Here is a 14,295-nt window from a genome sequence, read left to right on the forward strand (position 1 = left end):
ATACTGGATATGAAGCATGAGAGTTACCTATGTTTTTTATATAAGGATTCGGTCCTTATCGTAGAACGGTAACTCTCAAGCTTATAAGTTCCTGCGTTAGTTCAAATCGCGATTCAGTTTTTTCGCTCTTACTGGCATCCCATTCGCCACAAAATACGCCGCCAGACTCTTCGGCAACGCTTCTCGTCCGCGAATCATATCCGCCATTTTCTCACCAATCATAATGGTCGTGGCGTTCAGATTGCCGGTGATAATCTGCGGCATAATTGACGCATCGACTACGCGTAATCCTTCCAGCCCGTGCACGCGGCCTTCGCCATCCACAACGGACATCTCGTCGTACCCCATTTTGCACGTACCGCATGGGTGGAAGGCGGTTTCGGCGTGATTACGCACGAACTCATCGAGCTGCTCATCTGTCTGGCATTCCGCGCCGGGGCTGATTTCGCGGCCACGGTATTGATCCAGCGCCGGTTGATGCATGATCTCGCGGGTGATGCGAATCGCGTCGCGGAACTCCTGCCAGTCCTGTTCGTGCGACATGTAGTTAAACAGAATCGCCGGATGCTGGTGCGGGTCGCGGGATTTAATCCGCACATGCCCACGGCTTGGCGAGCGCATCGATCCGACATGGCACTGGAAGCCGTGCTCTTTCACTGCGTTCGAGCCGTTATAGTTAATCGCCACTGGCAGGAAATGGTACTGAATATTCGGCCACGCAAATTCCTCACGGCTGCGAATAAATCCGCCTGCTTCAAAGTGGTTGCTGGCACCCACGCCGGTGCCGCCAAACAGCCACTCCGCACCGATTTTCGGCTGATTCCACCACTGCAGGGCAGGGTAGAGGGAAACCGGTTCTTTGCACTCGTATTGCAGGTACATCTCCAGATGATCCTGAAGATTTTCGCCCACGCCGGGCAAATCATGCACCAGCGGAATATCAAACTCCGCCAGCAGTTCAGCGTTGCCGACGCCGGAGCGTTGCAGGATTTGTGGTGAGGCAATCGCGCCTGCACATAACAGCACTTCTTTATTCGCCGCCGCGCGGGTCGGAATGGTGCTGTCGCCTTCCAGCCACTCGACGCCCACCGCGCGTTTGCCGTCAAAAATGATGTGATCGGTCATAGCGTGAGTACGAATCGTCAGGTTCGGGCGCGATTTGGCCTGATCGAGATAACCCCTCGCGGTGCTGGCGCGACGGCCCTGTGGCGTGACGGTGCGGTCCATCGGGCCGAAACCTTCCTGCTGATACCCGTTAAGGTCGTCCGTGCGCGGATAACCGGCCTGCACGCCCGCCTCAATCATTGCTTCAAACAGCGGATTGACACCCGGTTTTGAGGTGGTCACGCTTACCGGGCCATCACCGCCGTGGTAGTCGTTCTCGCCCACATCGCGCGTCTCGGCCTTGCGGTAGTAGGGCAGGCAGTCGAGGTAGCTCCAGTTCTCCAGACCGGGTTCTTTCGCCCAGTTATCGAGATCCAGCGCGTTACCACGGATGTAACACATGCCGTTGATCAGTGATGATCCACCAAGCCCCTTACCGCGTCCGCACTCCATGCGGCGGTGGTTCATAAACGGTTCCGGCTCGGTCTCATACGCCCAGTTATAGCGTTTACCCTGTAGCGGGAACGCCAGCGCAGCGGGCATTTGGGTACGGAAGTCAAAGCGATAGTCCGGGCCGCCCGCTTCAAGCAGCAGCACGGTAGTGTTCGGATCTTCAGTCAGACGTGTCGCGAGGACGTTGCCGGCAGAGCCGGCGCCAATAATGATGTAGTCAAATTGCAAATAAACCTCCTGGTTAGAATATGGACTGGAATTTAGCCATCTCAACCTGGATGGACTTCACTTGGGTATAACTCTGGAGCGTCATCACGCCGTTCTCGCGGCCAATGCCGGAGTGTTTGTAACCGCCAACGGGCATCTCCGCCGGGGATTCTCCCCAGGTGTTGATCCAGCAAATGCCGGCTTCCAGCTGATGAATGACGCGATGCGCGCGGTTCAGATCCGCCGTGACGATACCCGCCGCCAGACCGTAGTCGGTATCATTGGCGCGGCGAATCACTTCGTCTTCAGACTCATACGTGAGGAGCGACATCACTGGGCCGAAGATCTCTTCGCGCACGATAGTCATTTCGTCGCGGCAATCGGTGAATACGGTCGGAGCAACCCATGCGCCGTTATCGAAGCCATCACCCTTCAGCACATCGCCGCCGCAGAGCACGCGTGCACCTTCCTCTTTACCTTTGGCGATATAGCGCAGCACGTTATCGCGATGCGGGAAGCTGACCAGCGGGCCAAAGTTGGTTTGCGGATCGAAAACGTCGCCCGCGCGAATGCGTTCAACGCGCGCCAGAATCTTTTGTTCAAATGCGGCTTTGCATTTCGCCGGAACGAAGACGCGGGTGCCGTTGGTACACACTTGGCCGGAGCTGAAGAAGTTCGCCATCATGGCGATATCAGCGGCGAGATCGAGATCCGCATCGTCGAAAACGATCAGCGGTGATTTACCGCCCAGCTCCATGGTCGCTTCTTTCAGGGAGGAAGCCGCCGAGTTAGCCATCACTTTTTTGCCGCTGGCGACACCGCCGGTAAATGACACTTTGGCAATGCCCGGATGCTCGGTCAGATACTGCCCGGTTTCCGCACCTACGCCCGGCAGCACGTTAAATACGCCGTCCGGCAGGCCCGCTTCGCTGTAGATTTCAGCCAGCTTTAACGCGGTAAGCGGGGTAACTTCGCTCGGTTTGAATATCATCGCGTTGCCTGCGGCCAGTGCCGGAGCGGATTTCCACAAAGCAATCTGAATCGGGTAGTTCCATGCGCCAATTCCTGCGACCACGCCCAGCGGTTCACGGCGGGTATAAACAAACGACGTTTCGCGTAGCGGGATCTGGCTGCCTTCCAGCGCCGGGATCAGCCCGGCGTAGTACTCCAGTACGTCCGCGCCGGTAACGATATCGACGGTTGAGGTTTCTGAATACGCCTTCCCGGTGTCGAGGGTTTCCAGTTTAGCGAGTTCGTCATTGCATTCGCGCAGAATATCAACGGCTCGACGCAGAATGCGCGAGCGTTCCATGGCGGTCATCGCCGCCCAGATTTTTTGCCCTTGTTGGGCACTCTTCACGGCGCGATCGACATCCTCACGCCCGGCGGCCTGCACGGTCGCCAGCACGTTACCGTTGGCCGGGTTAATGGTCTCGAAGGTGCGACCGCTGGTGGCGGAGGTATAACCACCATGTATATAAAGCTGCTGTTCTGCCATTCGGGACATCACGTCTCCTCGGTTAATCGGTGGGTAAATGCTGAGTAATAAAGTGACGGGTAAGCGAGTGTGCGAGAGGTTTATCCAGCGGTTTGCCGCTCAGTGCCGCGCGCAGCCATAATCCGTCAATCAGCGCGGCAAGTCCGTAGCCCGCTTCCTGCGCCTGTTGGCGCGGTAACTCGCGGTGAAATTCGCTCACCAGATTCGACAACAAGCGGCGGCTGCTCACCTGCTGCAAACGGTAAAGCATCGGCTGATGCATACTGCTGGCCCAAAACGCCAGCCAGGCTTTCATCGCAGCATTACTGACCTGAGTCTCATCGAAATTTCCGTCAACAATCGCCTGTAATCGCTGCTCAGGGCTGCCATCCGGTAGCGCGTGTAAGCGGTTCAAGACCGCGTCACGCAGCTGGCTGGTGATATCACGCATGGTTGCTTCCAGCAGACCATTTTTATCTTTGAAATAGTGGCTAATGATCCCGGTGGAAACGCCCGCCCGGCGGGCGATCTGCGCGATCGTCGCATCGTGCATACCTACTTCATTTATTGCTTCCAGCGTGGCGTCGATCAGTTGTCTGCGCCGGATCGACTGCATCCCCAATTTGGGCATTTTTGCCACTCCATTCATCAGCGTTGTTAATCTATTAAAGCCGTTATTGATTGGACGTTCAATATAAAATGTGTCTTAATTGTTACTAATTTGATTTTAAATGGTAACAATAACAGTGGGGATACTGGATGACAGACCTTTCGCACAGCAGGGAAAAGGACAAAATCAATCCGGTGGTGTTTTATACTTCCGCCGGACTGATTTTGTTGTTTTCCCTGACAACGATCCTGTTTCGCGACTTCTCGGCTCTGTGGATTGGCCGCACGCTGGACTGGGTTTCTAAAACTTTTGGTTGGTACTATCTGTTAGCGGCAACGCTCTATATTGTCTTTGTGGTCTGCATTGCCTGTTCGCGCTTTGGTTCGGTGAAACTCGGGCCCGAGCAGTCTAAGCCTGAGTTCAGCCTGCTGAGCTGGGCGGCGATGCTGTTTGCCGCCGGGATCGGTATCGACCTGATGTTCTTCTCCGTAGCCGAACCGGTAACGCAGTATATGCAGCCGCCGGAAGGCGCGGGTCAGACGATTGAGGCCGCGCGTCAGGCGATGGTCTGGACGCTGTTTCACTACGGCTTAACGGGCTGGTCGATGTATGCGCTGATGGGCATGGCGCTCGGATACTTCAGCTATCGTTATAATTTGCCGCTCACCATCCGCTCGGCGCTGTATCCGATTTTCGGTAAACGGATTAACGGGCCGATTGGTCACTCGGTGGATATTGCAGCGGTGATCGGCACCATCTTCGGGATTGCCACCACGCTCGGCATTGGCGTGGTGCAGCTTAACTATGGCCTGAGCGTACTGTTTGATATCCCGGATTCAATGGCGGCGAAAGCGGTGCTGATCGCGCTGTCGGTAATCATCGCGACTATCTCGGTGACATCTGGTGTCGACAAAGGCATTCGCGTATTGTCTGAACTCAACGTCGCACTGGCGCTGGGGCTGATTCTGTTCGTGCTGTTTATGGGCGACACCTCGTTCCTGCTCAATGCGCTGGTGCTGAACGTCGGCGACTATGTGAATCGCTTTATGGGCATGACGCTCAACAGTTTCGCCTTTGACCGCCCGGTTGAGTGGATGAATAACTGGACGCTCTTTTTCTGGGCATGGTGGGTAGCCTGGTCGCCGTTTGTTGGCCTGTTCCTGGCGCGTATCTCGCGTGGGCGCACCATTCGCCAGTTCGTACTGGGGACGTTGATTATTCCGTTTACCTTCACGCTGTTATGGCTCTCGGTATTCGGCAATAGCGCGCTGTATGAAATCATCCACGGCGGCGCGGCATTTGCCGAGGAAGCGATGGTCCATCCGGAGCGCGGCTTCTACAGCCTGCTGGCGCAGTATCCGGCATTTACCTTTAGCGCCTCCGTGGCCACCATTACTGGCCTGCTGTTTTATGTGACCTCGGCGGACTCCGGCGCGCTGGTGCTGGGGAATTTCACCTCGCAGCTTAAAGATATCAACAGCGACGCGCCGGGCTGGCTGCGTGTCTTCTGGTCGGTTGCCATTGGTCTGCTGACGCTCGGTATGTTAATGACCAACGGGATATCCGCGCTGCAAAACACCACGGTAATCATGGGGCTGCCGTTCAGCTTTGTGATTTTCTTCGTGATGGCGGGATTGTATAAATCTCTGAAGGTAGAAGATTACCGCCGTGAAAGTGCCAACCGTGATACCGCACCGCGACCGCTGGGGCTTCAGGATCGCCTGAGCTGGAAAAAACGTCTCTCGCGCCTGATGAATTATCCGGGCACGCGTTACACCAAACAGATGATGGAAACCGTCTGTTATCCGGCAATGGAAGAAGTGGCGCAGGAACTGCGGTTGCGCGGTGCGTACGTCGAGCTAAAAAGCCTGCCGCCGGAAGAGGGCGAACATCTGGGGCATCTGGATTTGCTGGTGCATATGGGCGAAGAGCAAAACTTTGTCTATCAGATTTGGCCGCAGCAATATTCGGTGCCGGGCTTTACCTACCGCGCACGTAGCGGTAAATCGACCTACTACCGGCTGGAAACCTTCCTGTTAGAAGGCAGCCAGGGTAACGACCTGATGGACTACAGCAAAGAGCAGGTGATCACCGATATTCTCGACCAGTACGAGCGGCACCTTAACTTTATCCATCTCCATCGTGAAGCGCCGGGCCATAGCGTGATGTTCCAGGACGCGTGATTGTTATTGCATAAAACCGCGCCATGTCTGCATATGGCGCGGTTTCTCTTACCTCTTGATACGTTATATCTGTACAGTTAAGCCCTTAGTATCGATTGATGATTGCCAGGCAACAGATAATAAAAAAGAAAAGAACTATTGAAGCCCAAACACTACGTTTGGACTGTTGTGAATGTTCAATAAGCTTAGTCTTATTTAATGTAAATATTGGTGCTAATTTGAAATGACGCTTTATTCATGGGGAACGCATAGCGCAAATCAACTAAAATCAATGTAACTGTTTGTTGTTTAAGGTTTAATTGTTTGTGTCTGATATTTTATTGATTGTTTTAAATATTGTTTTTATTGTCATTGTTATAATGTTGGCTATCTATTGCTGAATGGATTCAGTCTTAAAAAGCAGGTTGTTAAGGGATTGGCATAGAGTAATGACGTGTATGCATAACCAACATCTTTACTCATTATGTCATTGAATGTTGACGCTATGTGTTTATGAGGTTGAGGTATTTTCAGTTGATCTGGATTGTTAAATTCATATAATGCGCCTTTACTCATGAATGGGCGTCAATACGTAGTGGGAAATTATAAATATCGAAATAGTCCAACTACTTCTTTATTACCAAAAATGAGTATCTGAATTTTAATATTGCATTCTTGCGTGATTATCTCCTGAGTTTGACTTGTGATTACCTTTTTAAGGTATTTAGCGTAACTGTTTTTGAGCGAGCATCAGAGGTAAAGATAATCTTCTTGATAGTGATGTGGGATGTTATACGTATGGCATCGCTAATGTTTATGGTTACCCCTTATGTGTGCTCAGGAATCCACAGGTAATCACTCATACTGAACAGCGATAAAAGATAAAAGGTGTGTTCATGAATTCATGTGATTTTCGTGTTTTTCTGCAAGAGTTCGGTACAACGGTTCATTTGTCATTGCCTGGTAGCGTATCCGAGAAAGAACGACTGCTACTCAAGCTGCTGATGCAGGGAATGTCTGTAACAGAAATATCACAGTACAGAAATCGCAGTGCAAAGACCATTTCACATCAAAAGAAACAGCTCTTTGAGAAACTGGGGATTCAGAGCGATATTACTTTCTGGCGGGATATTTTCTTTCAGTACAATCCGGAGATCATATCCGCCACGGGTAATAATAGTCACAAATATATTAATGATAATCACTATCACCATATCGTCACGCCTGAAGCCATCAGTCTGGCGTTGGAAAATCACGAATTCAAACCGTGGATCCAACCGGTTTTCTGCGCGCAGACTGGGGTACTGACGGGCTGTGAAGTGCTTGTCCGCTGGGAACATCCGCAAACGGGAATTATCCCACCGGATCAGTTTATTCCTCTGGCGGAGTCATCCGGTCTTATTGTCATAATGACTCGCCAGCTGATGAAACAGACTGCGGATATTCTGATGCCAGTAAAACATTTGCTGCCGGATAATTTCCATATTGGAATCAACGTCTCGGCAGGATGTTTTTTGGCCGCAGGATTTGAAAAAGAGTGTCTGAACCTGGTCAAGAAATTAGGTAACGATAAAATCAAGCTGGTTCTTGAGCTAACGGAACGCAACCCCATTCCGGTAACGCCAGAAGCCAGAGCGATATTTGACAGCCTTCATCAGCACAACATTACCTTTGCGCTGGATGACTTTGGTACGGGTTATGCGACCTATCGTTATCTGCAGGCGTTTCCGGTCGATTTTATTAAAATTGACAAGTCGTTTGTGCAAATGGCGAGTGTTGACGAAATCTCCGGTCATATTGTGGACAATATTGTCGAACTGGCGCGTAAGCCTGGTCTGAGTATTGTGGCGGAAGGGGTAGAAACTCAGGAACAGGCGGATTTAATGATTGGTAAAGGCGTACACTTTTTGCAGGGCTATTTGTACTCTCCGCCGGTACCGGGTAATAAATTTATCTCTGAATGGGTAATGAAAGCAGGTGGTTGATGTAAACCGCTATTCACAGCGCATCGGGAGGTTGGCAGCGATTAATTCTCCCGATGCAGTAAATCCTGATAGATCCCCGTTAATATGCCATTTGGCGAAAATTGTTTTTTAATCCACTGCGTCACCTGACCGGTGGCAGAGTGCTGGGTCGCCAGTAACATGCGTGAATCCTGGCGCGGATTATGGATTTGTCGGGTAACCAGCAGGGATTGCGCCATCGCCTCACGGACCATGTAATCCGGCAAAAAACCAATTCCTTCGCCTAAAATCTGGCACTGACATTTGGTGTTGAAATCTGGCACCAGAATCGACTCCTGCCCATGCAGCAACCAGCCCACTTTTTTATTAATCGTATGCGCGGTGTCTTCCACCATGATATTAGGATAGAGACGCAGTTGGCTTTCGGCGATGGGTTCCGGCACAAAGGCTAACGGGTGATCCGGGGCGATAGCAAAAGCCCAGCGAATCGCGCCAATCTCCGTGTAATCAATGCCGCCGCCGTCCAGCAGCGTGTCGGGTGCGCCGATAGCGATATTCGCCTGATTATTAATAATCGCATCCCAGACGCCATTATACACTTCGGTGGTGACGGTAATCTGGCAGGTTGGAAATTGCTTTTTCAGTACCTGTAATAAGCGTGCGGTGTGTTTGGGCGTATAAAGCAGCTGATTAATACAAATACGCACACGCGCTTCTATGCCCTGCGAAATAGTATCGATGCTGCGTTTGATGGCGTGAAAATCATTCAGCAGGTCGGTAGCTTTGCGGAAAAAATAACGCCCGGACTCCGTTAACTCAATGCTGCGGGTACTGCGAGTGAACAGCACCACATCCAGCCCTGTTTCCATTCGCTTGATGGTGTAGCTAATGGCGGAAGTGGTTAAACCCAACTCGTCTGCCGCTTTACTGAAGCTGCTAAAACGCGCAGCGGTAGTAAATGCCAACAGATTCTCTTCGGTAAAAATTGAGTTCATTAAACCATTCCCGCCATTATCTACTATGAATTTCTCCAGCTATGACTGTAGAGGTATCGGTTAAAGATAGATAATCATTTTTGAATAACTTTTAATACCCGTCGCGTTTAGTCGTCGCTTCGCTTAATTTTTGTCCGCCATATTCTGAAATTATTCCCACGCAGTTACCCGCCAGAAAACCCAGTAATGTCACCGTCCAGTTCATCCCGCTGGCAAAAAACAGCGTCATGCCGAGAAAGCCTCCGGGAATGAATGACAGTAACCAGAAACGCCCTTGCCAGACCACTACAGCTGAGAAAGGCACGGTAGTCATCACGCTTGCCCAGAACACGGAAAGCCCACTCACCGAGGCCAGCCAACCGGAAGCCAGCGCGGCGAAAAACGCCCACACCATCCCGGAATAATTAACCGCCAGGCTTCTGATAAACCCCGATTTACCGCCGCCTGCGGCATAAAAACTGCAAAAGGCGACGAAGCCAATGGTTCCTAATAATTCCCATCCCTGAGAGAGCCCGACATGTGAAGACACTAACTGCCAAAGCCCTGCACAAATACCGACGGTTATACCCGTTGCCGTGAGTCCGTTCATCTTGTTCCCCTCTGGTTAGACATGGACGAAAGCTACTCTTACATGTGCAGACTATAGAGAAATAAAACCTGATTGAGTGAAAGGGTATCGGGTCAAAGAAACAAATATTGCACTACCGCACACTGCGAAAAGATTGTTGAACATCATTCAACAAAAAGGCGAAATACGGCGAATTAAATTTAAGCGGGTTCTTTTATCAGATTATCGTTGCTATTCTCAATTCATCGAAAACAGCCACAAAAAACAGGGGAATGTTAATGAGTATAAAAAATCTACCTGCCGATTATTTATTGGCTGCACAACAGGGTGATATCGATAAAGTAAAAACCTGCCTTGCTCTGGGGGTAGATATAAATACCTGCGATCGCCAGGGGAAAACGGCAATTACGCTGGCAAGTTTATATCAGCAATATGCTTGCGTTCAGGCGTTAATTGATGCCGGTGCGGATATTAATAAACAAGACCAGACCTGTTTAAATCCTTTTTTAATGAGCTGCCTGAACGGTGATTTAACGCTACTACGAATTATTTTACCGGCTAAACCAGACCTTAATTGTGTAACCCGTTTCGGCGGTGTCGGCCTGACGCCTGCCTGTGAAAAAGGCCATTTAAGTATTGTAAAAGAGCTTTTGGCGCATACGGATATTAACGTTAACCAGACCAACCATGTTGGCTGGACGCCGCTACTGGAAGCGATTGTGCTTAACGATGGCGGGATTAAACAGCAGGCGATTGTCCAGTTATTGCTGGAGCACGGTGCCAGCCCGCATCTGACCGACAAATATGGCAAAACGCCGCTGGAACTGGCGCGGGAACGGGGCTTTGAAGAGATTGCTCAGTTGCTGATTGCCGCAGGCGCATAAACCGGGAGGTTTGCTATCAACACACCAGAAAGACGGTGTGTGTGGGCGCTAACTGCGGATGCTGATTTTCTGGCGCAGCGGGGGCAAGGACAAGTTGAACAGGTCTTTGCCAGAGCGGTAAATATCGCAATCCCGGCTCGCCAGCAGTTGCTGACACTGCTTTGTGAAGAGTACGACAATGCGCCAAACAGTTGTCGGTTGGCACTCACTCACTTTGATGGTCTGTTCCGTCATGGTGATAAGGTTCAGTTTGATGATCAAGGTATTACGGTTGGTCAACATCTTCATATAGAGATGAGTCATTGCCAGCGTTGGCTGTCCCCCGCTTTGCAAATGACCGCTGAAAATTTTCACCTTATCGCCTGGCAACAGTGGCACGACATTATTCATCAACACCTGGGGGAAAATGAAACCCTGTTTAATTATTGTGGCGATAATCCGTTTTATCAGGCGTTAAATAAAGAATTACATATTAAACGACGGGCAGTTATTCAGGCAGTAAACGATAAACAAAATATCGCCTCAGCGGTCGTCAGTATGATGGGGTTAGGGATTGGCCTTACGCCATCAGCCGACGATTATTTAACAGGTCTGGCGCTTATTTTATTTATTCCCGGGCATCCGGCGGAAAAATACAAAGAGGAATTTTATCTCGGTCTGCAACGCGGCAGAAATAATACCACGTTATTAAGTGCCATAACGCTGGAAGCCGCATTACAACAACGCTGCCGGGAAAATATTCATCGTTTTATTCATAACATTATTTATGACATACCTGGGAACGCAACTCAGGCAATAGAAAAAATTAAACATATTGGCTCCAGTTCCGGCTGCGACATGCTGTATGGCATGGCCGATGGTTGTGCGCTGAGCCAAACCTACGGAGGGAATTATGTCAGTTAAAATAGTCATTAAACCGAATACCTATTTTGATTCTGTCTCGCTGATGTCTATCTCCACGCGTGCAAATAAACTCGACGGCGTCGAGCAGGCATTTGTGGCGATGGCGACCGAAATGAACAAAGGCGTGCTGAAGAATTTAGGGCTGCTGACGCCGGAGCTGGAGCAGGCGAAAAACGGCGACCTGATGATTGTCATCAACGGCAAAGCGGGCGCAGACAACGAGCAGTTGCTGGTGGAGATTGAAGAACTGTTCAACAGCAAAGCGCAAAGTGGCTCGCACGAGGCGCGTTACGCCACTATTGCCAGCGCCAAAAAGCATATCCCGGAAAGTAACCTGGCAGTGATTTCGGTCAACGGTCTGTTTGCCGCTCGCGAAGCGCGTCAGGCGCTGCAAAACGATCTTAACGTGATGCTGTTTTCCGATAACGTCTCAGTTGAAGATGAACTGGCGCTCAAGCAACTGGCCCACGAAAAAGGGCTGCTGATGATGGGGCCAGACTGCGGCACGGCGATTATCAACGGCGCGGCGCTCTGCTTTGGTAACGCTGTGCGTCGCGGCAACATCGGTATTGTTGGCGCATCCGGCACCGGTAGCCAGGAACTGAGCGTCCGTATTCATGAATTTGGCGGCGGCGTTTCGCAACTGATTGGCACCGGCGGGCGCGACCTGAGCGAGAAAATCGGCGGCCTGATGATGCTCGACGCTATCGGGATGCTGGAAAACGATCCGCAAACTGAAATCATTGTACTTATCTCCAAACCGCCTGCGCCTGCGGTGGCCCGCAAAGTGCTGGAACGCGCACGCGCCTGCCGCAAGCCGGTGGTGGTCTGCTTCCTCGGTCGTGGCGAAACGCCAGTGGATGAGCAGGGGCTACAGTTTGCTCGCGGCAGCAAAGAGGCGGCACTGAAAGCGGTGATGCTCTCCGGCGTGAAACAAGAACATCTCGACCTGCATACCCTGAACCAGCCGTTGATTGCGGATGTGCGCGCTCGCCTGCAACCGCAGCAGAAATACATTCGTGGCCTGTTCTGCGGCGGCACACTGTGCGACGAAACCATGTTCGCAGTGATGGAAAAACACGGCGATGTCTACAGCAACATCCAGCCCGATCCTGAATTCCGCCTGCAAGATATCAACCGCAGCATCAAACATACCTTCCTCGACTTTGGCGATGACGACTTCACCAACGGCAAGCCGCATCCAATGATTGACCCGACCAATCGCATCAGTCGCTTGATCGAAGAAGCACGTGATCCAGAAGTGGCGGTGATCGTGATGGATTTTGTGCTCGGATTTGGATCGCATGAAGATCCGGTCGGTTCCACCATCAAGGCGATCAAAGAAGCGAAAGCGATCGCTGCCGCCGAAGGCCGCGAGTTGATCATTCTCGCCTATGTGCTGGGTACCGATCTCGATACGCCATCGTTAGCACAACAAAGCCAGATGCTGCTTGATGCCGGAGTGATTCTGGCGAGCAGTAGCACCAACACCGGATTGCTGGCGCGTGAATTTATCTGCAAAGGGGAGGAAGCCTGATGAGTCCGTCACTGTTTAGCCAACCGTTGAACGTTATTAACGTCGGCATCGCCATGTTTAGCGATGATCTGAAAAAGCAGCATGTAGAAGTGACCCAACTCGACTGGACGCCGCCGGGGCAGGGCAATATGCAGGTGGTGCAGGCGCTGGACAACATTGCCGATTCGCCGCTGGCAGACAAAATCGCCGCCGCTAACCAGCAGGCGCTGGAACGCATTATCCAGTCGCATCCGGTGCTGATTGGTTTTGATCAGGCGATTAACGTGGTGCCTGGCATGACGGCGAAAACCATTCTTCACGCCGGGCCACCAGTGACCTGGGAAAAAATGTGCGGCGCTATGAAAGGCGCGGTCACCGGGGCGCTGGTGTTCGAAGGGCTGGCGAAAGATCTCGACGAGGCGGCCGAACTGGCGGCTTCCGGGGAGATCACCTTCTCGCCGTGCCACGAGCACGACTGCGTGGGTTCGATGGCGGGTGTTACCTCGGCCTCGATGTTTATGCACATCGTGAAAAACAAAACCTACGGCAACATCGCTTACACCAATATGAGCGAGCAGATGGCGAAGATTTTGCGTATGGGTGCCAACGATCAGAGCGTGATTGACCGCCTCAACTGGATGCGCGATGTGCAGGGGCCCATGCTGCGCGACGCGATGAAAATTATCGGCGAAATCGATCTGCGCTTAATGCTGGCGCAGGCGCTGCATATGGGAGATGAATGCCATAACCGCAATAACGCCGGGACGACGCTGCTGATTCAGGCGCTGACGCCGGGGATTATTCAGGCGGGCTATTCTGTCGAGCAACAGCGTGAAGTGTTTGAGTTTGTCGCCAGCAGCGATTACTTCTCCGGCCCGACGTGGATGGCAATGTGTAAAGCAGCGATGGATGCGGCGCACGGCATTGAATACAGCACCGTGGTGACCACCATGGCGCGTAACGGTGTCGAGTTCGGCCTGCGAGTCAGCGGCCTGCCGGGGCAGTGGTTTACCGGCCCGGCGCAACAGGTCATCGGCCCGATGTTTGCCGGTTATAAGCCGGAAGATTCGGGGCTGGATATTGGCGACAGCGCCATCACCGAAACCTACGGCATTGGTGGATTTGCGATGGCGACCGCGCCTGCAATCGTCGCGCTGGTGGGCGGTACGGTGGAAGAGGCTATCGATTTCTCCCGTCAGATGCGCGAAATCACTCTCGGCGAAAACCCCAACGTGACCATTCCGCTGCTCGGTTTTATGGGTGTGCCGACGGCAATCGACATCACCCGCGTGGGTAGCAGTGGCATTCTGCCGGTGATCAACACCGCCATTGCCCATAAAGATGCGGGCGTCGGCATGATTGGCGCGGGCATTGTGCATCCACCATTCGCCTGCTTCGAAAAAGCCATTCTTGGCTGGTGCGAACGTTACGGTGTCTGACCTGCAAAGTGCG

Annotated in this window: 11 protein-coding genes; 6 read left to right on the forward strand and 5 right to left on the reverse strand. The window is 52.0% G+C overall.

From position 1 onward, the window contains the following. Positions 1-96: 96 nt before the first annotated feature. Genes betA through betI form a run of 3 tightly spaced genes read right to left on the reverse strand, consistent with a single transcriptional unit; the run spans position 97 to position 3,872 of the window. Complete coding sequence (betA, locus tag QUE34_RS01980; RefSeq protein WP_032302499.1) at positions 97-1,785, reverse strand: choline dehydrogenase; 1,689 nt, start codon at positions 1,783-1,785, stop codon at positions 97-99. 13 nt (positions 1,786-1,798) lie between these two features. Beyond that, complete coding sequence (gene betB, locus QUE34_RS01985; protein ID WP_103253303.1) at positions 1,799-3,271, reverse strand: betaine-aldehyde dehydrogenase; 1,473 nt, start codon at positions 3,269-3,271, stop codon at positions 1,799-1,801. Between the two features lie 13 nt (positions 3,272-3,284). Next, entirely contained in the window at positions 3,285-3,872 is a 588-nt protein-coding gene (gene betI / locus QUE34_RS01990; RefSeq protein WP_032302501.1) for a transcriptional regulator BetI, read from the reverse strand. A gap of 128 nt (positions 3,873-4,000) precedes the next feature. Between betI and betT the strand changes: the two genes are divergently transcribed. Continuing rightward, positions 4,001-6,034, forward strand: coding sequence for a choline BCCT transporter BetT (betT, locus tag QUE34_RS01995; protein WP_286338916.1), 2,034 nt, complete (start codon positions 4,001-4,003; stop codon positions 6,032-6,034). Positions 6,035-6,909: 875 nt separating this feature from the next. Continuing rightward, entirely contained in the window at positions 6,910-7,998 is a 1,089-nt protein-coding gene (pdeL, locus tag QUE34_RS02000) for a DNA-binding transcriptional activator/c-di-GMP phosphodiesterase PdeL (RefSeq protein WP_001305451.1), read from the forward strand. A 41-nt stretch (positions 7,999-8,039) separates the two neighbouring features. Here pdeL and QUE34_RS02005 read toward each other — a convergent pair whose 3' ends face one another. Further along, positions 8,040-8,972 carry a LysR substrate-binding domain-containing protein gene (locus tag QUE34_RS02005; protein WP_032302503.1) on the reverse strand — a complete coding sequence of 311 codons (933 nt, stop codon included), beginning with the start codon at positions 8,970-8,972 and terminating at the stop codon, positions 8,040-8,042. A gap of 91 nt (positions 8,973-9,063) precedes the next feature. Then, positions 9,064-9,561, reverse strand: coding sequence for a DUF1097 domain-containing protein (locus QUE34_RS02010; RefSeq protein WP_032302504.1), 498 nt, complete (start codon positions 9,559-9,561; stop codon positions 9,064-9,066). A 257-nt stretch (positions 9,562-9,818) separates the two neighbouring features. Here QUE34_RS02010 and QUE34_RS02015 point away from each other — a divergent pair, with 257 nt between their 5' ends. From QUE34_RS02015 to QUE34_RS02030, 4 genes are read left to right on the forward strand one after another with little or no spacing between them, the layout of a single operon-like run. After that, positions 9,819-10,424, forward strand: coding sequence for an ankyrin repeat domain-containing protein (locus QUE34_RS02015; protein WP_000023646.1), 606 nt, complete (start codon positions 9,819-9,821; stop codon positions 10,422-10,424). A gap of 39 nt (positions 10,425-10,463) precedes the next feature. After that, positions 10,464-11,327 carry an oxamate carbamoyltransferase subunit AllH family protein gene (locus QUE34_RS02020; protein WP_032302505.1) on the forward strand — a complete coding sequence of 288 codons (864 nt, stop codon included), beginning with the start codon at positions 10,464-10,466 and terminating at the stop codon, positions 11,325-11,327. Then, positions 11,317-12,864 carry an acyl-CoA synthetase FdrA gene (gene fdrA, locus QUE34_RS02025; protein ID WP_032302507.1) on the forward strand — a complete coding sequence of 516 codons (1,548 nt, stop codon included), beginning with the start codon at positions 11,317-11,319 and terminating at the stop codon, positions 12,862-12,864. The genes QUE34_RS02020 and fdrA overlap by 11 nt, the downstream gene beginning before the upstream one ends. Further along, positions 12,864-14,282 carry a YlbE family protein gene (locus tag QUE34_RS02030; RefSeq protein ID WP_032302508.1) on the forward strand — a complete coding sequence of 473 codons (1,419 nt, stop codon included), beginning with the start codon at positions 12,864-12,866 and terminating at the stop codon, positions 14,280-14,282. Before fdrA ends, QUE34_RS02030 begins: the two co-directional genes overlap by 1 nt. The last annotated feature ends 13 nt before the right edge of the window (positions 14,283-14,295 follow it).

It is taken from the genome of Escherichia sp. KS167_9B (assembly GCF_030295215.1).
GTDB lineage: Bacteria > Pseudomonadota > Gammaproteobacteria > Enterobacterales > Enterobacteriaceae > Escherichia > Escherichia coli_F.

What these genes read in the sequence shown, in the direction of transcription:
- QUE34_RS02030 (WP_032302508.1), top strand. Translation starts at nt 12,864, where the DNA reads ATGAGTCCGTCACTGTTTAGCCAACCGTTGAACGTTATTAACGTCGGC.
- QUE34_RS02010 (WP_032302504.1), bottom strand. Translation starts at nt 9,561, where the DNA reads ATGAACGGACTCACGGCAACGGGTATAACCGTCGGTATTTGTGCAGGG.
- betI (WP_032302501.1), bottom strand. Translation starts at nt 3,872, where the DNA reads ATGCCCAAATTGGGGATGCAGTCGATCCGGCGCAGACAACTGATCGAC.
- fdrA (WP_032302507.1), top strand. Translation starts at nt 11,317, where the DNA reads ATGTCAGTTAAAATAGTCATTAAACCGAATACCTATTTTGATTCTGTC.
- betT (WP_286338916.1), top strand. Translation starts at nt 4,001, where the DNA reads ATGACAGACCTTTCGCACAGCAGGGAAAAGGACAAAATCAATCCGGTG.
- QUE34_RS02015 (WP_000023646.1), top strand. Translation starts at nt 9,819, where the DNA reads ATGAGTATAAAAAATCTACCTGCCGATTATTTATTGGCTGCACAACAG.
- pdeL (WP_001305451.1), top strand. Translation starts at nt 6,910, where the DNA reads ATGAATTCATGTGATTTTCGTGTTTTTCTGCAAGAGTTCGGTACAACG.
- betB (WP_103253303.1), bottom strand. Translation starts at nt 3,271, where the DNA reads ATGTCCCGAATGGCAGAACAGCAGCTTTATATACATGGTGGTTATACC.
- QUE34_RS02005 (WP_032302503.1), bottom strand. Translation starts at nt 8,972, where the DNA reads ATGAACTCAATTTTTACCGAAGAGAATCTGTTGGCATTTACTACCGCT.